The sequence below is a fragment of the Streptomyces echinatus genome (assembly GCF_014203595.1).
GTDB classification, from domain to species: domain Bacteria; phylum Actinomycetota; class Actinomycetes; order Streptomycetales; family Streptomycetaceae; genus Streptomyces; species Streptomyces echinatus.
In genome coordinates, this window is record NZ_JACHJK010000004.1 from 114,012 (window position 1) to 135,407 (window position 21,396).

15 protein-coding genes and 1 pseudogene are annotated in these 21,396 nt (G+C 69.8%); 14 read left to right on the top strand and 2 right to left on the bottom strand.

All coding sequences use genetic code 11. The features are described 5' to 3' along the window. Positions 1 to 14 precede the first annotated feature (14 nt). From FHS34_RS13020 to nuoN, 13 genes are read left to right on the top strand one after another with little or no spacing between them, the layout of a single operon-like run. On the top strand, positions 15 to 569 hold the full coding sequence (locus FHS34_RS13020; RefSeq protein ID WP_030742960.1) for a NuoB/complex I 20 kDa subunit family protein: 555 nt from the start codon (positions 15 to 17) through the stop codon (positions 567 to 569). Then, positions 566 to 1,330, top strand: a complete 765-nt coding sequence (locus FHS34_RS13025; RefSeq protein ID WP_184964569.1) for an NADH-quinone oxidoreductase subunit C — start codon at positions 566 to 568, stop codon at positions 1,328 to 1,330. The genes FHS34_RS13020 and FHS34_RS13025 overlap by 4 nt, the downstream gene beginning before the upstream one ends. Further along, positions 1,327 to 2,667 carry an NADH-quinone oxidoreductase subunit D gene (locus FHS34_RS13030; protein ID WP_184964572.1) on the top strand — a complete coding sequence of 447 codons (1,341 nt, stop codon included), beginning with the start codon at positions 1,327 to 1,329 and terminating at the stop codon, positions 2,665 to 2,667. Before FHS34_RS13025 ends, FHS34_RS13030 begins: the two co-directional genes overlap by 4 nt. Further along, on the top strand, positions 2,664 to 3,530 hold the full coding sequence (gene nuoE, locus FHS34_RS13035) for an NADH-quinone oxidoreductase subunit NuoE (protein ID WP_184964574.1): 867 nt from the start codon (positions 2,664 to 2,666) through the stop codon (positions 3,528 to 3,530). Before FHS34_RS13030 ends, nuoE begins: the two co-directional genes overlap by 4 nt. After that, positions 3,530 to 4,876 carry an NADH-quinone oxidoreductase subunit NuoF gene (gene nuoF / locus FHS34_RS13040; protein WP_221508876.1) on the top strand — a complete coding sequence of 449 codons (1,347 nt, stop codon included), beginning with the start codon at positions 3,530 to 3,532 and terminating at the stop codon, positions 4,874 to 4,876. Before nuoE ends, nuoF begins: the two co-directional genes overlap by 1 nt. Continuing rightward, entirely contained in the window at positions 4,873 to 7,377 is a 2,505-nt protein-coding gene (locus FHS34_RS13045; protein ID WP_184964578.1) for an NADH-quinone oxidoreductase subunit G, read from the top strand. Before nuoF ends, FHS34_RS13045 begins: the two co-directional genes overlap by 4 nt. Continuing rightward, a complete protein-coding gene (nuoH, locus tag FHS34_RS13050; protein WP_184964580.1) occupies positions 7,374 to 8,738 on the top strand; it encodes an NADH-quinone oxidoreductase subunit NuoH in 1,365 nt (454 codons plus the stop codon). Before FHS34_RS13045 ends, nuoH begins: the two co-directional genes overlap by 4 nt. Beyond that, a complete protein-coding gene (gene nuoI, locus FHS34_RS13055; RefSeq protein ID WP_184964582.1) occupies positions 8,731 to 9,381 on the top strand; it encodes an NADH-quinone oxidoreductase subunit NuoI in 651 nt (216 codons plus the stop codon). Before nuoH ends, nuoI begins: the two co-directional genes overlap by 8 nt. Next, the gene (locus FHS34_RS13060; protein ID WP_184964584.1) at positions 9,378 to 10,223 is read left to right on the top strand and encodes an NADH-quinone oxidoreductase subunit J; all 846 of its coding nucleotides are present in this window, start codon (positions 9,378 to 9,380) and stop codon (positions 10,221 to 10,223) included. Before nuoI ends, FHS34_RS13060 begins: the two co-directional genes overlap by 4 nt. Further along, on the top strand, positions 10,220 to 10,519 hold the full coding sequence (gene nuoK, locus FHS34_RS13065) for an NADH-quinone oxidoreductase subunit NuoK (protein ID WP_184964586.1): 300 nt from the start codon (positions 10,220 to 10,222) through the stop codon (positions 10,517 to 10,519). Before FHS34_RS13060 ends, nuoK begins: the two co-directional genes overlap by 4 nt. A gap of 15 nt (positions 10,520 to 10,534) precedes the next feature. Further along, positions 10,535 to 12,481, top strand: coding sequence for an NADH-quinone oxidoreductase subunit L (nuoL, locus tag FHS34_RS13070; RefSeq protein ID WP_184964588.1), 1,947 nt, complete (start codon positions 10,535 to 10,537; stop codon positions 12,479 to 12,481). Between the two features lie 5 nt (positions 12,482 to 12,486). Further along, positions 12,487 to 14,058, top strand: a complete 1,572-nt coding sequence (locus tag FHS34_RS13075; RefSeq protein WP_184964590.1) for an NADH-quinone oxidoreductase subunit M — start codon at positions 12,487 to 12,489, stop codon at positions 14,056 to 14,058. Further along, complete coding sequence (nuoN, locus tag FHS34_RS13080) at positions 14,055 to 15,704, top strand: NADH-quinone oxidoreductase subunit NuoN (protein ID WP_184964592.1); 1,650 nt, start codon at positions 14,055 to 14,057, stop codon at positions 15,702 to 15,704. The genes FHS34_RS13075 and nuoN overlap by 4 nt, the downstream gene beginning before the upstream one ends. Positions 15,705 to 15,777: 73 nt before the next feature. On the opposite strand, the pseudogene FHS34_RS13085 reads toward nuoN, so the two are convergent. Beyond that, positions 15,778 to 16,378 (bottom strand): annotated as a pseudogene (locus FHS34_RS13085) (Uma2 family endonuclease). Between the two features lie 236 nt (positions 16,379 to 16,614). On the opposite strand from FHS34_RS13085, the gene recQ reads away from it, so the two are divergent. Beyond that, entirely contained in the window at positions 16,615 to 18,600 is a 1,986-nt protein-coding gene (gene recQ, locus FHS34_RS13090; RefSeq protein ID WP_184964594.1) for a DNA helicase RecQ, read from the top strand. A gap of 28 nt (positions 18,601 to 18,628) precedes the next feature. On the opposite strand, the gene FHS34_RS13095 is transcribed toward recQ, so the two are convergent. Next, on the bottom strand, positions 18,629 to 21,394 hold the full coding sequence (locus FHS34_RS13095) for a fumarate reductase/succinate dehydrogenase flavoprotein subunit (protein WP_184964597.1): 2,766 nt from the start codon (positions 21,392 to 21,394) through the stop codon (positions 18,629 to 18,631). Positions 21,395 to 21,396: the final 2 nt, after the last annotated feature.

A 21,396-nucleotide genomic window follows, 5' to 3' on the forward strand; every position in this document is an offset into this window, starting at 1 on the left:
GGGCCTTTAACGACATGGGACTCGAAGAAAAGCTGCCGAGTGGCTTCCTGCTCACCACCGTCGAGCAGGCCGCGGGCTGGGTGCGCAAGGCATCCGTCTTCCCGGCGACCTTCGGCCTCGCCTGCTGCGCCATCGAGATGATGACCACCGGCGCCGGCCGATACGACCTGGCCCGCTTCGGCATGGAGGTCTTCCGCGGCTCGCCGCGCCAGGCGGACCTGATGATCGTCGCAGGCCGGGTCAGCCAGAAGATGGCGCCGGTCCTGAGGCAGGTCTACGACCAGATGCCCAGCCCCAAGTGGGTGATCTCCATGGGCGTCTGCGCCTCCTCCGGCGGCATGTTCAACAACTACGCGATCGTCCAGGGCGTCGACCACATCGTCCCGGTCGACATCTATCTCCCCGGCTGTCCGCCCCGGCCCGAGATGCTCATGGACGCGATCCTCAAGCTCCACCAGAAGATCCAGTCCTCCAAGCTCGGCGTGAACGCCGAGGAAGCGGCCCGCGAGGCGGAGGAGGCGGCGCTCAAGGCCCTGCCCACGATCGAGATGAAGGGGCTGCTGCGGTGAGCGACGCGAACGGCACCAACGGCGCGAACGGGTCCGCGAACGGGGTGAACCCCGAGAAGGACCTCTCCGCCTCCAACCTCCCCGGTCAGCGCGGCCAGGGCGGCGAGGAGATCCGCGTCCAGCGCGGCATGTTCGGCGCCAACAACGGAGGCGACACCTCCGGCTACGGCGGCCTGGTCCGCTCGATCCGGCTCCCGGGACCGGCGGCCCGCCCCTACGGCGGCTGGTTCGACGAGGTCGCCGACGAACTGGAAGGCGCCCTGGAGGAACAGGGACTCCTCCCCGAGAACGCCATCGAGCAGACGGTCGTCGACCGCGGCGAGCTGACCTTCCACATCGAACGCGAGCACCTGCTCCGCGTCGCCCGCACCCTGCGCGACGACCCGGCCCTGCGCTTCGAACTGTGCACCGGCGTCAGCGGCGTCCACTACCCGAACGACAAGGGACGCGAGCTGCACGCGGTCTACCACCTGCGCTCGATCACCCACAACCGGCTGATCCGCCTCGAAGTCAGCGCCCCCGACAGCGACCCCCGCGTCCCGTCCCTGGTCTCCGTCTACCCGACCAACGACTGGCACGAGCGCGAGACCTACGACTTCTTCGGGATCGTCTTCGACGGTCACCCGGCCCTGACGCGGATCATGATGCCGGACGACTGGCAGGGCCACCCGCAGCGCAAGGACTACCCCCTCGGCGGCATCGCCGTCGAGTACAAGGGCGCCCAGATCCCGGCTCCGGACCAGCGGAGGTCGTACTCGTGAGCACGCAGTCAGCATCCGCCGCGTCGGCCGCCTCCGCACGCGAGACCACCGAGGGCACCGTATATACGGTCACCGGTGGCGACTGGGACGAGGTCGTCCAGTCCGCGGCCCGCGCCGACGACGAACGCATCGTCGTCAACATGGGTCCCCAGCACCCGTCCACCCACGGAGTGCTCCGCCTCATCCTGGAGATCGAGGGCGAGACGGTCACCGAGGCCCGCTGCGGCATCGGCTACCTCCACACCGGCATCGAGAAGAACCTCGAGTACCGCACGTGGACGCAGGGCACCACCTTCGTGACGCGCATGGACTACCTGACGTCCTTCTTCAACGAGACCGCCTACTGTCTCGCCGTCGAGAAGCTCCTCGGCATCGAGGACCAGATCACCGAGCGCGCCAAGATCATCCGAGTGCTCCTGATGGAGCTGAACCGGATGTCCTCGCACCTGGTGTGCATCGCCACCGGCGGCATGGAGCTGGGCGCCACCACGATCATGATCTACGGATTCCGCGATCGTGAAATGATTCTCGACCTCTACGAGCTCATCACGGGCCTGCGGATGAACCACGCGTACATCCGCCCCGGCGGACTCGCCCAGGACCTGCCGCCCGGCGCGGTGGACCAGATCCGCGAGTTCGTGAAGAAGATGAAGAAGAACCTCCCGGAGTACGACAAGCTCGCCACCGGGAACCCCATCTTCAAGGCCCGCATGCAGGACGTCGGCTACCTCGACCTGGCGGGCTGCATGGCCCTCGGCGCCACCGGCCCGATCCTGCGCTCCGCCGGCCTGCCGCACGACCTGCGCAAGACACAGCCGTACTGCGACTACGAGACGTACGACTTCGACGTCCCGACCGCCGACACCTGCGACTCCTACGGCCGCTTCCTCGTCCGCCTGGAGGAGATGCGCCAGTCGCTCAGGATCGTCGAGCAGTGCCTGGACCGGCTCCAGCCCGGCCCGGTCATGGTCGCCGACAAGAAGATCGCCTGGCCCGCCCAGCTCGCCCTGGGACCGGACGGACTCGGCAACTCCCTCGACCACATCAAGAAGATCATGGGCACCTCCATGGAGGCCCTGATCCACCACTTCAAGCTGGTCACCGAGGGCTTCCGCGTGCCGCCGGGACAGGCGTACGCGGCCGTCGAGTCGCCCAAGGGCGAACTCGGTGTGCACGCCGTCTCCGACGGCGGCACCCGCCCCTACCGGGTCCACTTCCGCGACCCGTCCTTCACCAACCTGCAAGCCATGGCGGCGATGTGCGAGGGCGGCCAGGTCGCCGACGTCATCGTCGCCGTCGCGTCCATCGACCCCGTGATGGGAGGCGTCGACCGGTGACCACCTCTTCTTCCGAGCGGGGCGTCAGCCTGGGCATGCCGCAATTGCCCGCGCCCGCCTACCCGGACGACGTCCGGGCCCGGCTGGAGGCCGACGCGCGCGAGGTGATCGCGCGCTACCCCGACTCCCGCTCCGCCCTGCTGCCGCTGCTCCACCTCGTGCAGTCGGAGGAGGGCCATGTCACGCGCGCCGGAATGCGGTTCTGCGCGGACATGCTGGACCTGACCACGGCCGAGGTCACCGCTGTCGCCACCTTCTACACCATGTACCGGCGCAAGCCCTCCGGCGACTACCAGGTCGGCGTCTGCACCAACACGCTGTGCGCGGTGATGGGCGGCGACGCGATCTTCGAGTCACTCCAGGAACACCTGGGCGTCGGCAACGGCGAGACCACCGACGACGGCAAGGTCACCCTGGAACACATCGAGTGCAACGCGGCCTGCGACTACGCGCCCGTCGTGATGGTCAACTGGGAGTTCTTCGACAACCAGACCCCGGCGAGCGCCAAGCGCCTGGTCGACGACCTGCGCGCGGGACAGCCCGTCGAGCCCACGCGCGGCGCCCGGCTCTGCACCTTCAAGGAGACCGCCCGGATCCTGGCCGGCTTCCCCGACGAGCGGCCCGGGGCCGTCGAGGAGAGCGGCGGTGCGGGACCCGCGTCGCTGGTGGGCCTTCGCCTGGCAAGGGGAGAGGCCGCACCCGCGCGCGTGGTCCATCCGCGCGGAGGTCCGCATGAGGAACCGCAGGACAGGGTGCACGAGCCCTCGCCGGCCGAGCACCTCAGTTCCCATGACGCGCCGCAGGACACATCGGCCTCCGACCCGGCCCACCCGGCAGGGCCTACCGCCGAGGAGGGGGAGTGATGACCGTGGTACCCGAGGTCAAGGACACGAGCCCGGAGAAGCTGCTCGCACCCGTGCTGTCGGCCTTCTGGGACGAGGACCGGTCCTGGACTCTGGACGTCTACCGGAGGCACGAAGGGTACGAGGGGCTCCGCAAGGCGCTCGCCATGTCACCGGACGACCTCATCGCGTACGTCAAGGAGTCCGGGCTGCGAGGCCGGGGCGGCGCGGGATTCCCGACCGGAATGAAGTGGCAGTTCATTCCGCAGGGTGATGGAAAACCGCACTATCTAGTTGTCAACGCCGACGAGTCGGAGCCGGGCACCTGCAAGGACATCCCGCTCCTCTTCGCGAACCCGCACAGCCTCATCGAGGGCATGATCATCGCGTGTTACGCCATCAGGTCGTCGCATGCCTTCATCTATCTGCGTGGTGAAGTCGTCCCTGTTCTGCGGCGGTTGCACGAGGCCGTGCGCGAGGCCTACGCGGCGGGTTACCTCGGCGAGAACATCCTGGGCAGCGGACTCGACCTCCAGCTCACCGTGCACGCGGGTGCGGGCGCGTACATCTGCGGTGAGGAGACCGCACTGCTCGACTCGCTCGAAGGCCGCCGTGGGCAACCGCGGCTCCGTCCCCCCTTCCCTGCGGTGGAAGGCCTCTACGCCTGTCCGACTGTGGTGAATAACGTCGAGTCGATCGCGTCAGTTCCCGCCATCCTGAAAAACGGCAAGGACTGGTTCAGGTCGATGGGCAGCGAGAAGTCCCCGGGCTTCACGCTCTACTCGCTCAGCGGCCACGTCGCGAGCCCCGGCCAGTACGAGGCCCCGCTCGGGATCACCCTGCGCCAGCTCCTCGACATGAGCGGCGGCATGCGGCCGGGCCACCGCCTGAAGTTCTGGACGCCGGGCGGCTCCTCCACGCCGATGTTCACCGACGAGCACCTCGACGTCCCCCTCGACTACGAGGGCGTCGGCGCCGCCGGCTCCATGCTCGGCACCAAGGCCCTGCAGTGCTTCGACGAGACGACCTGCGTGGTGCGGGCCGTCACCCGCTGGACCGAGTTCTACGCCCACGAGTCCTGCGGCAAGTGCACACCCTGCCGCGAAGGAACGTACTGGCTGGTGCAGCTGCTGCGGGACATCGAGGCCGGCAAGGGCGTGATGTCCGACCTCGACAAGCTGAACGACATCGCCGACAACATCAACGGCAAGTCGTTCTGCGCCCTCGGCGACGGCGCCGCATCCCCGATCTTCTCCTCGCTGAAGTACTTCCGCGAGGAGTACGAGCAGCACATCACGGGCCGGGGCTGCCCCTTCGACCCGGCCAAGTCGACGGCCTGGGCGGACCGCCCGGAGGTGAACGCATGACCGTGACCACCAGTGCTCCCTCCGGAGGGGGAGAGGCGGCGGTCCCGCCGGAAGACCTCGTCACGCTGACCATCGACGGCGCCGAGATCAGCGTGCCCAAGGGCACCCTGGTCATCCGGGCCGCCGAACAGCTCGGCATCGAGATCCCGCGGTTCTGCGACCACCCCCTCCTCGACCCCGCCGGCGCCTGCCGGCAGTGCATCGTCGAGGTCGAGGGCCAGCGCAAGCCGATGGCGTCCTGCACGATCACGTGCACGGACGGCATGGTCGTGAAGACCCATCTCACCTCCCCGGCCGCCGAGAAGGCCCAGCACGGCGTGATGGAGCTGCTGCTCATCAACCACCCGCTGGACTGCCCGGTCTGCGACAAGGGCGGCGAGTGCCCGCTGCAGAACCAGGCGATGTCGCACGGCAACGCCGAGTCCCGGTTCGAAGGGAAGAAGCGGACCTACGAGAAGCCCGTGGCGATCTCCACACAGGTGCTGCTCGACCGCGAGCGGTGCGTGCTGTGCGCCCGCTGCACCCGGTTCTCGAACCAGGTGGCCGGCGACCCGATGATCGAACTGGTCGAGCGGGGCGCACTCCAGCAGGTCGGCACCGGCGAGGGCGACCCGTTCGAGTCGTACTTCTCCGGCAACACCATCCAGATCTGCCCGGTCGGCGCGCTCACCTCGGCCGCCTACCGCTTCCGCTCCCGCCCCTTCGACCTCGTCTCCTCGCCGTCGGTCTGCGAGCACTGCTCCGGCGGCTGCGCCACCCGCACCGACCACCGGCGCGGCAAGGTCATGCGGCGGCTCGCCGCGAACGACCCCGAGGTCAACGAGGAGTGGATCTGCGACAAGGGACGCTTCGCGTTCCGGTACGCGCAGACCAGGAACCGCCTGGAGACACCCCTGGTGCGCAACGCCGACGGCGTCCTGGAGCCGGCCTCATGGCCGGAAGCCCTGGACGCGGCCGCGCGCGGCCTGACCGCCGCCCGCTCCCGGGCCGGCGTCCTCACCGGCGGCCGGCTGACCGTCGAGGACGCCTACGCGTACAGCAAGTTCGCACGCGTGGCACTCGACACCAACGACATCGACTTCCGCGCGCGCGTGCACAGCGGCGAGGAAACCGACTTCCTGGCGGCCCGGGTGGCCGGCCACGGCCGTGACCTCGACGGTACGGGCGTCACGTACACCTCCCTGGAGAAGGCACCCGCCGTCCTGCTGGCCGGCTTCGAGTCGGAGGAGGAGGCCCCCGGCGTCTTCCTGCGGCTGCGCAAGGCCTGGCGCAAGCACAAGCAGCAGGTGTTCGCGCTCGCCACGCACACCACCCGCGGCCTGGAGAAGACCGGCGGCACCCTGCTGCCGGCCGCCCCGGGCACCGAGACCGAGTGGCTGGACGCCCTCGCGAGCGGCTCCGGCCTGGAGGGGCCCGGCGCACGAGCCGCCGAGGCCCTGCGCGCCGAGGGTGCGGTCATCGTCGTGGGGGAGAGGCTGGCCGCCGTGGCAGGCGGCCTCACCGCCGCCCTGCGCGCCGCCACCGCCACCGGCGCCGAGCTGGTGTGGATCCCCCGCCGGGCCGGTGAGCGCGGCGCCGTCGAGGCGGGCGCGCTGCCCTCGCTGCTGCCCGGCGGCCGCCCGGCGACCGACCCGCGCGCGCGGGAGGAGGTGGCCGCCGCCTGGGGGCTCGCCGAACTGCCCCTGCGCTACGGCCGTGACACCCACCAGATCATCGAGGCCGCCGCCGCCGGCGAACTCGCCGCGCTCGTGGTCGCCGGTGTGGAGGTCGCCGACCTGCCCGACCCGGCACGCGCGCGTGAGGCACTCGAGAACGTCGGCTTCCTGGTGTCGCTGGAGCTGCGGCCCAGCGAGGTCACCGAACGCGCCGACGTCGTCCTGCCGGTCGCCGCGGTCGCCGAGAAGGCGGGCACCTTCCTCAACTGGGAAGGCCGCGTCCGCTTCTTCGAGGCCGCGCTCAAGCCCGACCAGATGACCCGCCGGCTCGCGCCGGCCGACACCCGCGTGCTGCAGATGCTCGCCGACGCCATGGACGTCCACCTGGGCCTGCCGGACCTGCGCACCACACGCGCGGAGATCGACCGCCTCGGCCCCTGGAACGGCCCCCACGCCACCGGACCCATGGAGTCCGCGGGCGTGCTGGCCCGCCCGGCCACCGGCGAGGCCGTACTCGCCGGACACCGGCTCCTGCTCGACCAGGGCCTCCTCCAGGAGGGCGACGAGGCGCTCGCCGGGACCCGGCACGCCGCACGCGCGCGCGTGTCCGCCGCGACGGCCGCCGAGGCGGGCGTCGAGGACGGCGGCACCCTGGCCGTCACCGGCTCCGCCGGGACGGTCGAACTGCCCCTGCAGATCACCGAGATGCCCGACCGGGTGGTCTGGCTCCCGCTGAACTCCACCGGCGCCGGCGTCGCCTCCGACACCGGGGCACGGCCCGGCTCCCTCGTCCGTATCGGCCCGGCGGCAGTCGCCGAAGAGGCCCCCAAGGAGGTGGAGGCATGAGCACGTACCTCGCCGCTGAAGACCTCTCGATGTTCGGCCGTGACCCCTGGTGGCTGGTCGTCGTCAAGGCGGTGTTCTGCTTCGCCTTCCTGATGGTGACCGTGCTGTTCTCCATCGTCTGGGAGCGCAAGGTCGTCGCCTGGATGCAGCTGCGGATCGGCCCCAACCGGCACGGCCCCTGGGGCATGCTCCAGTCGCTCGCCGACGGCGTGAAACTGATGCTCAAGGAAGACATCATCGTCAAGCGCGCGGACAAGGTGGTCTACGTCCTCGCGCCGATCGTCGCGGCCATCCCGGCCTTCATGGCGATCGCGGTGATCCCGTTCGGGCCCGCCGGCAACGAGATCTCGATCTTCGGCCACCGCACCACGATGCAGCTCACCGACCTGCCGATCGCGATGCTCTACATCCTCGCGGTCGCCTCCGTCGGCATCTACGGCATCGTGCTGGCGGGCTGGAGTTCCGGATCCACCTACCCCCTCCTCGGCGGCCTGCGCTCCTGCGCGCAGATGATCTCGTACGAGATCGCCATGGGCGCCGCGTTCGCCTCCGTGTTCCTCTACTCGGGGTCGATGTCGACGTCCACGATCGTCGAGCAGCAGCACGACCGCTGGTACATCCTGCTGCTGCCGGTCTCCTTCATCCTCTACATCGTCACGATGGTCGGCGAGACCAACCGCGCCCCCTTCGACATGCCGGAGTCCGAGGGCGACCTGGTCGGCGGCTTCAACACCGAGTACTCGTCGATCAAGTTCGCGATGTTCATGCTCGCCGAGTACGTCAACATGGTCACCGTCTCGGCCGTCTCGACCACCCTCTTCCTGGGCGGCTGGCGCGCCCCCTGGCCGATCAGCAGCTTCTGGGAGGGCGCCAACCACGGCTGGTGGCCCCTGCTCTGGTTCGTCATCAAGGTCCAGCTGCTGCTGTTCTTCTTCATCTGGCTGCGCGGCACGCTCCCACGCGTCCGCTACGACCAGCTGATGAAACTCGGCTGGAAGGTCCTCATCCCGGTCTCCGTGACCTGGCTGATGCTGGTCGCGACCGTCCGCGCCCTGCGCAACGAGAACTACGACTTCGCCGACATCGCCCTCTACGTCGGCGGCGGTGTCCTCGCCCTGCTGCTGATCTCCTTCGTCGCCGACATGTTCCGCGAGAAGGCGAGGACGGGCGAGCAGCCGCCCTCCCAGCAGCAGGCCTTCGACCCGATGGCGGGCGGTTTCCCCGTACCGCCGCTTCCGGGCCAGGAACTGCCGTCGGTGCCGCGACGCCGCCCGCGCCGCGAGCGGGAGCTGATTGTCAGTGGCGGGTCGGACACTGTCAGTGACGGATCCACGGATGGAAAGGAGGCGTCCGATGGCTGAGGAGCCTCAGGAGTCCGGGCAGACCAAGCCCGGCTTCCAGAACCCCGTCGCCGGCTTCGGCGTGACCTTCAAGGCCATGTTCAAGAAGCGGCTGACCGAGCAGTACCCGGAGCAGAAGAAGACCACGGCTCCGCGGTTCCACGGACGGCACCAGCTCAACCGCCATCCGGACGGCCTGGAGAAGTGCGTCGGCTGCGAGCTGTGCGCCTGGGCCTGTCCCGCCGACGCCATCTACGTGGAGGGCGCCGACAACACCGACGAGGAGCGCTACTCGCCGGGCGAGCGGTACGGCCGCGTCTACCAGATCAACTACGCCCGCTGCATCCTGTGCGGGCTGTGCATCGAAGCGTGCCCCACGCGCGCGCTGACGATGACGAACGAGTTCGAGCTGGCCGACTCCAGCCGCGCCAACCTCATCTACACCAAGGAGCAGCTGCTCGCCGGCCTCGAAGAGGGCATGGTCGACACACCGCACGCGATCTTCCCCGGGACGGACGAACAGGACTACTACCGGGGCCTGGTGACGCAGGCCGCACCCGGCACGGTCCAGCAGGCCGCCGTCTCCAAGGGCGAGGTCCCCCAGGAGGCCGCCTCCACCTTCGGCGAGGACGAACCGGCCTCGGAGAAGGTGATCGGCCGATGAACGCGACTCACCTCGCCGCCTACACCACCTCCACCGGTGAGGCCTTCCAGTTCTGGGTCCTCGGCACGATCGCCGTGATCGGCGCCCTGTGCACCGTCTTCATGAAGAAGGCCGTGCACAGCGCGCTCTGCCTCGCCGGCACCATGATCGTCCTGGCGATCTTCTACCTCGCCAACGGCGCCTACTTCCTCGGGATCGTGCAGGTCGTCGTCTACACCGGCGCGATCATGATGCTGTTCCTGTTCGTGGTGATGCTCGTCGGCGTCACGGCCGCGGACTCCCTGAAGGAGACCATCAAGGGCCAGCGCTGGCTGGCCCTTCTGTGTGGCGTCGGCTTCGGTGTCCTGCTGTTCGCTGGCATCGGCAACGCCTCCCTGAAGGAGTTCAACGGCACCGGCCAGGCGAACGCGAACGGCAACGTCGAGGGCCTCGCGTCCCTCATCTTCACCAAGTACGTCTTCGCCTTCGAAATCACCGGCGCCCTGCTCATCACGGCCGCCGTCGGCGCCATGGTGCTCACCCACCGCGAGCGCACCGAGCGCGCCAAGACCCAGCGCGAGCTGTCCGAACAGCGCGTCCGCGAGGGCAAGCACCTCCCGCCGCTGCCCGCCCCCGGTGTCTACGCCCGGCACAACGCCGTCGACATCGCGGGCCTGCTGCCCGACGGCACCCCGTCCGAGCTGACCGTCAACAAGACGCTGCGCGAACGCGGCCAGATCCGCGACGTGTCCACCGAGGCGCTCAACGACCTGCGCGCGCTGGAACAGCGCGCGGAGGAACGCCTGGAGCGCACGGCCATCCAGCCGGAGACGTTCAAGCGGCCCGAGGAGGCGTCGAAGTGAACCCGGTCAACTACCTCTACCTCGCCGCCCTGCTGTTCACGATCGGCGCGACCGGCGTCCTCATCCGGCGCAACGCCATCGTGCTCTTCATGTGCGTCGAGCTGATGCTGAACGCCTGCAACCTCGCGTTCGTCACCTTCTCCCGGATGCACGGCAACCTCGACGGGCAGATCATCGCCTTCTTCACGATGGTCGTCGCCGCCGCGGAGGTCGTGGTGGGCCTCGCGATCATCGTGTCGCTGTTCCGTACCCGCCACTCGGCCTCGGTCGACGACGCCAGCCTGATGAAGCTGTAAGGGGTCGGAAGAATCGTGGAGAACCTGATCGCGCCGCTCATCGCGGCGCCCCTGCTCGGAGCGGCCGTCCTCCTGGTCGGCGGCCGGCGCCTGGACCGCGTCGGCCACTGGATCGGCACGCTCCTGTCGACCGCCTCCTTCGTGTTCGGTCTGATCCTCTTCGCCGACCTCCTCGGCAAGGGAGCAGAACACCGCACGCTGACCCAGCACCTGTGGACGTGGATCCCGGTCGGCGGCTTCCAGGCGGACGTCACCTTCCGCCTGGACCAGCTGTCGATGACGTTCGTCCTGCTGATCACGGGCGTCGGCTCGCTCATCCACCTGTACTCGGTCGGGTACATGGAGCACGACGAGCGGCGCCGCCGCTTCTTCGGCTACCTGAACCTGTTCCTCGCGGCGATGCTGCTGCTCGTCCTCGCCGACAACTACCTGCTGCTGTACGTCGGCTGGGAGGGCGTCGGCCTCGCCTCGTACCTGCTGATCGGCTTCTGGCAGCACAAGCCCAGCGCCGCCACGGCCGCGAAGAAGGCCTTCCTGGTCAACCGCGTCGGCGACATGGGCCTGTCGATCGCGATCATGCTGATGTTCACCACCTTCGGCAGCTTCGCCTTCGGCCCCGTCCTCAGCCACACCGGTGACGCCTCCGAGGGCAAGCTCACCGCGATCGGTCTGATGCTGCTGCTCGCCGCCTGCGGCAAGTCCGCCCAGGTGCCGCTGCAGTCCTGGCTCGGGGACGCCATGGAGGGCCCGACCCCGGTCTCGGCCCTGATCCACGCCGCGACAATGGTGACCGCGGGCGTCTACCTGATCGTCCGCTCCGGCGCCGTCTTCAACGCCGCCCCCGACGCCCAGCTGGCCGTCACGGTCGTCGGCGCCGTCACGCTCCTGTTCGGTGCGATCGTCGGTTGCGCCAAGGACGACATCAAGAAGGCGCTGGCCGGCTCGACCATGTCGCAGATCGGCTACATGGTCCTCGCGGCGGGCCTCGGCCCCATCGGCTACGTCTTCGCGATCATGCACCTGGTGACACACGGCTTCTTCAAGGCCGGGCTGTTCCTCGGCGCCGGTTCCGTGATGCACGGCATGAACGACGAGGTCGACATGCGCCGCTACGGCGGCCTGCGCAAGTACATGCCGGTCACGTTCATCACGTTCGGCCTCGGCTACCTCGCCATCATCGGCTTCCCGGGCCTGTCCGGCTTCTTCTCCAAGGACAAGATCATCGAGGCGGCGTTCGCCAAGGGCGGCACCGAGGGCTGGATCCTCGGCGGCGCGGCCCTGCTGGGCGCAGCCATCACCGCCTTCTACATGACGCGCGTGATGCTGATGACGTTCTTCGGAGAGGAGCGTTGGCGGAACCAGCCCACTCGCTCCCCCGGGGCGCCGAGCGCCGAGCCCGCCGCCGAGACCCACGGCGAGCACGCCGAGCCGCACCCGCACGAGTCCCCGAAGGTCATGACGATCCCCATGATCGTGCTGGCCGTCGGTTCCGTCTTCGGCGGTGCCTTCTTCAGCATCGGCGACCGCTTCCTGCACTGGCTGGAGCCGGTCACCGGCCACAGCGAGGGCGACTCCCCGCTCAGCGCGGCCGCGGTCACCGGCGCCACCATGGTCTGCCTCGTCATCGGCGTCGCCATCGCCTGGGCCCAGTACGGCCGCAAGCCCGTACCGGCCGTCGCCCCGCGCGGCTCGCTGCTCACCCGCGCCGCCCGCCGCGACCTGCTCCAGGACGACTTCAACCACGTGGTCCTGGTGCGCGGCGGCGAGCACCTGACGCGCTCCCTGGTCTACGTCGACCACACCCTGGTCGACGGCGTCGTCAACGGCACGGCAGCCGGCTTCGGCGGCCTCTCCGGTCGACTGCGCCGGCTCCAGAACGGCTTCGCCCGCTCCTACGCGGTCTCGATGTTCGGCGGTGCGGCACTCCTCGTCGCCGCGACCCTGCTGATGAGGGCGGTCTGATACCGATGTCCTTTCCCCTGCTCACAGCGACGGCGGCGCTCCCGGCCCTCGGGGCCGTCGCCACGGCCGCCGTTCCGGCCGCACGGCGCACCGCCGCCAAGTGGCTGGCACTGCTCGTCTCGCTCGCCACGCTCGCCCTGGCGGTCACCGTCCTCGTCCGCTTCGACCCGGACGGCACCCGCTACCAGCTCACCGAATCCCACTCCTGGATCAAGGACTTCGGGGTCAGGTACGAACTGGGCGTCGACGGCATCGCGGTCGCGCTGATCGCACTCACCGCCGTACTGATCCCGTTCATCATCCTGGCGGGCTGGCACGACGCCGACCCGCTGGAGACCGGCAACCGCCGCTGGCGGCCCACCCAGGGCTTCTTCGCGCTGATCCTGGCCGTCGAGGCGATGGTGATCATCTCCTTCGAGGCCACCGACGTCTTCCTCTTCTACATCTTCTTCGAAGCCATGCTCATCCCGATGTACTTCCTCATCGGCGGCTTCGGGGACCGTGCCCACGAGCACGGCGAGGAGACGGCGGCCACGCAGCGGTCGTACGCCGCGGTGAAGTTCCTCCTCTACAACCTGGTCGGCGGCCTGCTCATGCTGGCCGCGGTGATCGGCCTCTACGTGGTGGCCGGAAACTTCAGCCTCCAGCAGATCGCCGAGGCCCGCGCGAGCGGCTCGCTGCACATGGCGACCAGCACCGAACGCTGGCTGTTCCTCGGCTTCTTCTTCGCCTTCGCGGTGAAGGCGCCGCTGTGGCCGCTGCACACCTGGCTGCCCAACGCCATGCAGGAGTCCACCGCGCCGGTCGCCGTCCTCATCACCGCGGTCGTCGACAAGGTGGGCACGTTCGCGATGCTCCGCTTCTGCCTCCAGCTGTTCCCGGAGGCGAGCAAGTGGGCGACCCCCGTCATCCTCGTACTGGCGCTCATCAGCATCGTCTACGGCGCGCTGCTCGCCGTCGGCCAGCGGGACATCAAGCGCCTGGTGGCGTACGCGTCGATCTCGCACTTCGGCTTCATCGTCATGGGCATCTTCGCCATGACCAGCCAGGGCCAGTCCGGCGCCACGCTCTACATGGTCAACCACGGCATCTCCACGGCCGCCCTGATGCTGGTCGCGGGCTTCCTCATCTCCCGGCGCGGGTCCCGGCTCATCGCCGACTACGGCGGTGTGCAGAAGGTCGCCCCGGTGCTCGCCGGCACCTTCCTGATCGGCGGCCTTGCCACCCTCTCCCTGCCCGGACTCGCGCCGTTCGTGAGCGAGTTCCTGGTGCTGGTCGGCACGTTCACGCGCTACCCGGTGATCGGCGTCATCGCCACCTTCGGCATCGTCCTGGCCGCGCTGTACGTCCTCGTCCTGTACCAGCGGACGATGACGGGCCCGGTGAAACCCGAGGTCTCCGCGATGCCCGACCTCCGCGTGCGCGAACTGGTCGTCGTCGCGCCGCTGATCGTGCTGCTGATCTTCCTGGGCGTCTATCCGAAGCCCGTCACGGACATCGTCAACCCGGCGGTCAGACAGACCATGTCCGACGTACACAAGACCGACCCCAAGCCCGAGGTGGAGGCGGCCAAGTGAGCGCAGCAGCCGTCCACAGCCTGTGGACAACCGCGGCCGAACCGATCTCGAAGATCGACGCGCCGAAGATCGAATACGGACAATTGTCGCCGACGCTGATCGTCGTCGGTGCGGCGCTGATCGGGGTCCTCATCGAGGCCTTCGTTCCGCGCAGGTCCCGCTACTACGCGCAGGTGTTCCTGTCCGCCGTAGCCCTGTGCGCCGCGTTCGCCGCGGTCGTCGCACTCGCGGCCGACGGATTCGGCACCACCAAGGCGCACATCGCGGCCATGGGCGCGATCGCGGTCGACGGCCCGGCCCTCTTCCTGCAGGGCACCATCCTGCTGGCCGGCCTCGTCGGCCTGTTCACCTTCGCCGAACGGCGCCTGGACCCGGCGGCGCACGGCAACCGCGTCGACTCCTTCGCCGCGCAGGCCGCCTCCGTACCCGGCAGCGACAGCGAGCAGGCCGCGGTGAAGGCCGGTTTCACCACCACCGAGGTCTTCCCGCTCCTCCTCTTCGCGATCGGCGGCATGCTGATCTTCCCCGCGGCCAACGACCTGCTGACGCTGTTCGTGGCCCTGGAGGTCCTCTCCCTGCCGCTGTACCTGCTGTGCGCACTGGCCCGCCGCAAGCGGCTCATGTCACAGGAAGCCGCGGTCAAGTACTTCCTGCTGGGCGCGTTCGCGTCGGCGTTCACCCTGTTCGGCATCGCCCTGCTGTACGGCTACGCGGGCTCGGTGTCGTACGCGCGCATCGCCGAGGTCGTCGACGGCACCGTCACCAATGTCGACCCGGCCCTGGCCAACACCATGGGCAACGACGCGCTCCTGCTGATCGGCGGCGCCATGCTCGCCATGGGCCTGCTGTTCAAGGTGGGCGCGGTCCCCTTCCACATGTGGACACCCGACGTCTACCAGGGCGCGCCCACCCCGGTCACCGGCTTCATGGCGGCCGCGACGAAGGTGGCCGCGTTCGGCGCGCTGCTGCGTCTGCTGTACGTCGTCCTGCCCGGGCTGCGCTGGGACTGGCGGCCGGTCATGTGGGCGGTGGCGATCATCACCATGCTGGGCGGAGCGATCGTCGCCATCACGCAGACCGACATCAAGCGGCTGCTGGCGTACTCGTCCATCGCGCACGCGGGATTCATCCTCGCGGGTGTCATCGCCACCTCGAAGGACGGCGTGTCGTCGGTCCTCTTCTACCTCGCGGGCTATTCCTTCGTGACGATCGGCGCGTTCGCGGTGGTCACGCTGGTACGAGACGCGGGCGGCGAGGCCACCCACCTGTCCAAGTGGGCCGGCCTCGGACGCCGCTCGCCGCTGGTGGCGGCCGTGTTCGCGGTGTTCCTGCTGGCGTTCGCCGGTATCCCGCTGACCTCCGGGTTCGCCGGGAAGTTCGCCGTGTTCAAGGCGGCGGCGGACGGCGGCGCGGTGCCGCTGGTCGTGATCGGTGTGATCTCCTCGGCCATCGCCGCGTTCTTCTACATCCGCGTGATCGTGCTGATGTTCTTCAGCGAGCCCAAGCCGGATGGCCCGACCGTCGCCGTACCGTCCCCGATGACCATGCTGGCGATCGGCATGGGCGTGGCGGTGACGCTGGTCCTCGGTGTGGCGCCGCAGTACTTCCTGGACCTCGCGAGCCAGGCGGGAGTCTTCGTGCGCTGACGTTCGTCCCGTTCATGCCGCTGCCCGGCACCCGCGTTCACCAGGGTGCCGGGCAGCGGCATGACTCCGGCGCTCACCAGTTCCTGTCGCGGCGCGCCTTGATCTGCGTGAGATCGAGATCCGACGGGAACGGCACGTCCAGCTTCATGCGCTCACGAAGATGCCGGTGCCGGTGTAGCTGCCGGTCGTCGGTTCCAGTTCGAAGACGTGCACCGCGGCCCGGCCGTTCTCGTTCCCGACCCGCCAGTAGTGCGGAATCTTGGCACGGGCGTACTTCAGCGGCTTGGTCTCGCGGTCATGGGAGACCGAGTCCTCGGAGACGACCTCGATGGCGAGGATCACGGACTCCGCCGGGAAACGGGTCTGGTACGGGTCCTCCACCACGTCCGCCCGGACGACGACCACGTCCGGCTCCGGCCGGTTCTGGCGATCGATGTCGATGGTGAACTCGCGGACGGCCTCGAATTCCTCCGGCGCCAGCGACTGAAGCTGCCATTCGAAGAATCTCACAGCGCGCACATGAAACATCGTCTGCGGACTCACGAAGACCAAGCTCCCGTCGATCCATTCCGTGTGCGGAGGAAGATTCGGGAGGCGGTCCAGGTCGTCGGCGGTCCAGCCGCCTTCCGGCGGGTCGGCCAGCTGGGCGTGGACGCCTTCGGTGCGACGCTCATCAGTGCTCCCATGGGACTCAGTGCTCCCATGGGACGGAGTCTCGCCGGTGCATTCAGACTATCGGCCGGAAACGGGCAGGCCTCCCGTCTCCCGCGAACGTGTGAACGACAATCGTGTCCTTGACGTGCGGTTCTCCGGGCGGCCTGTGGATAACTCCGAAGCTGTCGGTCCGGGCCCCTATGGTGGAGGCAGCGGTCGGGAAACGACACACGGGGGACCGGCGGGGGTCAGGACGATGGGCGTGACAGGCGGGATCAGCGAGATGCCACAAGTGACCGAGGGGCCGGGCGCGGCCGACAGCGAGGCGCTGGCCACGCTGCACCGGGTCTTCGGATACGGGGCCTTCCGGGGCGAGCAGCAGTCGATCATCGAGCATGTGGTGGCGGGCGGCGACGCTCTCGTCCTCATGCCGACCGGCGGCGGCAAGTCGCTGTGCTACCAGATCCCGGCCCTGGTCCGGCCCGGCACCGGCGTGGTGATCTCACCGCTGATCGCCCTCATGCAGGACCAGGTGGACGCCCTGCGCGCGCTCGGCGTCCGCGCCGGCTTCATCAACTCCACGCAGGACTTCGACGAGCGGCGCATGGTCGAGGCCGAGTTCCAGGCCGGTGAGCTGGACCTGCTCTACCTCGCTCCGGAGCGACTGCGCCTGGACGCCACGCTCGACCTGCTCTCCCGCGGCAAGATCTCCGTCTTCGCGATCGACGAGGCACACTGCGTGTCCCAGTGGGGGCACGACTTCCGCCCCGACTATCTCGCCCTGTCCCTGCTCGGCGAGCGCTGGCCGGACGTCCCGCGGATCGCTCTCACCGCCACGGCCACCCGCGCCACCCATGAGGAGATCACCCAGCGGCTGAACCTGCCGACGGCCCGCCACTTCGTCGCCAGCTTCGACCGGCCCAACATCCAGTACCGGATCGTGCCCAAGGCCGACCCCCGCAAGCAGCTGCTCAGCTTCCTGCGGGAGGAGCACACCGGCGACGCCGGCATCGTGTACTGCCTCTCGCGTAACTCGGTCGAGCGCACGGCGGAGTTCCTGACCGCCAACGGCATCCAGGCGGTGCCGTACCACGCGGGCCTGGACGCGGGCACGCGCGCCACCCACCAGTCCCGCTTCCTGCGCGAAGACGGCCTGGTCGTCGTGGCGACCATCGCCTTCGGCATGGGCATCGACAAGCCGGACGTACGCTTCGTCGCCCACCTGGACCTGCCCAAGTCGATCGAGGGCTACTACCAGGAGACCGGCCGCGCCGGCCGCGACGGTCTGCCGTCCACGGCCTGGATGACATACGGCCTGAACGACGTCATACAGCAGCGCAAACTGATCCAGTCCGGTGACGGCGACGAGGCGTTCCGCCGCCGGGCCGCCGCCCACCTCGACTCCATGCTCGCGCTGTGCGAGACCGCCCAGTGCCGGCGAGGGCAGCTGCTCGCCTACTTCGGCCAGGACCCGGACGCCACGGGCTGCGGCAACTGCGACACCTGCCTCACCCCGCCGGAGACCTGGGACGGCACGATCGCCGCGCAGAAGGTGCTGTCCACCGTGGTGCGGCTGCAGCGGGAGCGCGGGCAGAAGTTCGGCGCGCTGCAGATCGTCGACATCCTGCTCGGCAAGCGCACCGGCAAGGTGATCCAGTTCGACCACGACCAGCTGTCCGTCTTCGGTATCGGCCAGGACCTCACCGAGGGCGAGTGGCGGGGCGTCATCCGACAGCTGCTGGCCCAGGGCCTCCTCGCGGTCGAAGGGGAGTACGGCACGCTGGCGCTCACCGGGACGAGCGGCTCGGTGCTGCGCAGGGAGCAGGAGGTGCCGCTGCGCAAGGAGCCGAAGAAGCCGGCCGCCTCCCGGTCCCGGTCCGCCGGCGCCTCCGGTGGCGCGGGCAAGGCCAAGGAGGCCGCGGCCGAGCTGCCCGGTGAGCTGCTCCCCGCCTTCGAGGCACTTCGTGCCTGGCGCGCCGAGCAGGCCCGGGAACAGGGCGTCCCGGCGTACGTCATCTTCCACGACGCCACCCTGCGGGAGATCGTGGCCCGGCGGCCCGGTTCGGTGCGGGAACTGGGCACGGTGAGCGGCGTCGGCGAGAAGAAGCTGGCGACGTACGGAGAGGGCGTGCTCCAGGTGCTGGCCTCCCTGGACGGGGCCGCGCCGGACGCGGCCGACGACGTTCCGGACGCCGACTGGCCCGAGCCGGCCGACGAGCCGGAGCCGGACGACTGGATATAGCCCGGCCCGGCCCGATGTGGTGCGGGGCTCACAGCCCCCGCGCCGCATAGGCCCGGACGTCCGCGTCCGAGTCGGCCGTGGCCGTGGCGAGAGCCGCCCGGACCTCCGTCGAGGCCCGATGCCGGCCCAGGGACAGGACCGCCGCCTTACGGACGTCGGCGTTGATGTCGGCGAGGGCTTTGGCGAGGGCGGGCACGGCCGTGTCGGCGGTCGCCGCCGACAGCGCGGTCGCGGCACCCGCCCGGACCTGCCAGGCCGGATCGGACAGGGCGGCCACGGCACGGCCGGCGAGCGGCGGAGGGCAGCCGGTGGCGGCCAGCGCAGCGAGCGCGGCGCCGCGCACCAGCGGGTCACCGTCCCCGGTGAGCCGGTCCAGCGTGGCGGTCAGCAGATCCCGGTCGGCGGCGGAAACGGACGCCGAACCGACGGTGGCCAGGGCCTTGGCCACGGTGACCCGGACCTCCCGGGACGGATCGTCCGCGGCGGCCGACAGGGGCCGGACCGCGTCCACCGAGACGAGCGCCCGCACGGCCTCCGTCCGGACGGCGACGTCGGGATCGTCCAGCGCCGCCGCGAACACTCCGGCCTCGCCGAGCCGCAGGGCCCGCAGCACATCGATGGCGGCGGCCCGGACCACCGGATCCGCCTGGGCGAGCGCACCGGTGAGTGCGGCGCCCAGGGCGGGTTCGGCCGGCAGAGTCTCGACGAGCTCGCGCAGTGAGGCGGCGGCGGTCGCCCGGACCTCGGCATCGGGATCGGCGAGCGCGCCGGCGAGGGCCTGCCCGGTGCCCGGCGGCAGGGTTTCCGTGAGCACCGACACGGCGGTGCGGCGGACCGCGGGATCCGCGTCGGCCAGATAGGGCTCCACCGTGGCGAGCTCGGGCTCCGCCTCGGCCAGCGCCAGCAGCTCCAGCAGCCGGGGCGAGGCGGAGCCACGGGTGTACGTACGGTCCACGGAACCGGCGGCACGCGCGGACGAGGGCCCCGTGGCCACCGGCGCCACCTCGCGCGGCCCGGCCGTGGCCACGTGCTCGGGACGGACCACGCCCAGATGCCGGGAGGGACCGCCGACCGGCGTGAACTCCTCCACCGGAACCAGATAGGGAGCCACGGGACGAGCCGTGAACTCCATCGCACCAGAGGGGGACTTGTGCAGATCGAGATGGTGGAACCAGGAGGCGTCGTCGCGCCCGGGGTGGTCGAGACGTTCGTGGTAGAGGCCCCAGCGGGACTCGGTGCGGGCCAGGGAAGCGCGGGCGGCCATCTCCGCGCAGTCTCGTATGAAGGTGACCTCGGCGCAGCGCATCAGCTCGTGCGCGGTGCGGGCGCCCATCGCGTCGATGTCGGCGCGCATCCGCTCGAACGCCTCCAGCGCCAGGGAGAGCCGCGCACCGGACTTCGGCGGTGCCACGTAGTCGTTCACGAAACGGCGCAGCTTGTACTCGACCTGGGTCTGCGGCGGGCCGTCCGGGTGGCGCAGCGGACGGTAGATCAGCTCGTGCGCCTCGCGGACCTGATCCGCGGGAAGCTCACCGTCGTACGCCGAGTAGCGGGCGGCGTCGGCACCGGCGAGGTCGCCGAAGACGAAGGCGCCGATCATGTAGTTGTGCGGGACGCAGGCGAGATCGCCGGCGGCGTACAGGCGGGGGACGGTCGTGCGTGCATGATCGTCGACGCGGACGCCGGAGGCGGAGTGCCCGCCGCACAGGCCGATCTCGGAGATGTGCATCTCGACGTCATGGGTGCGGTAGTCGTGCCCGCGGCCGGCGTGAAAAGTGCCGCGGGTGGGCCGCTCGGTGGAGTGCAGGATCGACTCCAGCGCAGAGACCGACTCCTCGGGCAGATGACTGAGCTTGAGGTAGACCGGGCCGCGGTCACTGGCGACCTCGGCGGCGAACTCCGCCATCATCTGCCCCGACCAGTAGTCGGAGTCGACGAAACGCTCGCCGTGCCGGTTGACCTGGTAGCCGCCGAAGGGGTTGGCGACGTAGGCGCAGGCCGGCCCGTTGTAGTCCTTGATCAACGGGTTGATCTGGAAGCACTCGATACCGGTCAGCTCGGCACCCGCGTGGTAGGCCATGGCGTACCCGTCACCGGCGTTGGTCGGGTTCTCGTAGGTGCCGTAGAGGTAGCCGGAGGCGGGCAGACCGAGCCGCCCGCAGGCACCGGTCGCGAGGATCACCGCGCCCGCGCGGACGGTGACGAAACCACCGGTACGGGTGTTGAAGCCGACGGCACCCACGGCCTGTCCCCGGGCGGTGAGGACCCGGACCGGCATCACCCGGTTCTCGATCCGGATCCGCTCCCGCATCTCGCGCCGCCGCAACTGCCGGTACAGGACCTTTTTGACGTCCTTGCCCTCTGGCATCGGCAGTACGTACGAGCCGGAGCGATGGACCTGGCGGACCGCGTACTCGCCGTGCTCGTCCTTCTCGAACTTGACCCCGTACGACTCCAGTCGCTGCACCATCGCGAAGCCGCGGACGGCGGTCTGGCGGACGGTGGACTGGTCGACGATGCCGTCGTTGGCGCGGGTGATCTCCGCGACGTAGTCGTCGGGCTCGGCCCTGCCGGGGATGACCGCGTTGTTGACGCCGTCCATGCCCATGGCGAGCGCCCCGGAGTGCCGGACGTGGGCCTTCTCCAGCAGCAGGACGTCCGCGCCGCGCTCGGCGGCGGTCAGCGCGGCCATGGTGCCGGCGGTGCCACCGCCGATGACGAGGACGTCGCAGGTCAGCTCCTCGGCGTCGGTGACGGCGGGAATCTGCAGGGGGGTGGGCGCGGGGGAGGTCACCG

What these genes read in the sequence shown, in the direction of transcription:
- FHS34_RS13020 (WP_030742960.1), top strand. Translation starts at nt 15, where the DNA reads ATGGGACTCGAAGAAAAGCTGCCGAGTGGCTTCCTGCTCACCACCGTC.
- nuoF (WP_221508876.1), top strand. Translation starts at nt 3,530, where the DNA reads ATGACCGTGGTACCCGAGGTCAAGGACACGAGCCCGGAGAAGCTGCTC.
- FHS34_RS13045 (WP_184964578.1), top strand. Translation starts at nt 4,873, where the DNA reads ATGACCGTGACCACCAGTGCTCCCTCCGGAGGGGGAGAGGCGGCGGTC.
- nuoH (WP_184964580.1), top strand. Translation starts at nt 7,374, where the DNA reads ATGAGCACGTACCTCGCCGCTGAAGACCTCTCGATGTTCGGCCGTGAC.
- nuoI (WP_184964582.1), top strand. Translation starts at nt 8,731, where the DNA reads ATGGCTGAGGAGCCTCAGGAGTCCGGGCAGACCAAGCCCGGCTTCCAG.
- FHS34_RS13060 (WP_184964584.1), top strand. Translation starts at nt 9,378, where the DNA reads ATGAACGCGACTCACCTCGCCGCCTACACCACCTCCACCGGTGAGGCC.
- FHS34_RS13075 (WP_184964590.1), top strand. Translation starts at nt 12,487, where the DNA reads ATGTCCTTTCCCCTGCTCACAGCGACGGCGGCGCTCCCGGCCCTCGGG.
- recQ (WP_184964594.1), top strand. Translation starts at nt 16,615, where the DNA reads ATGGGCGTGACAGGCGGGATCAGCGAGATGCCACAAGTGACCGAGGGG.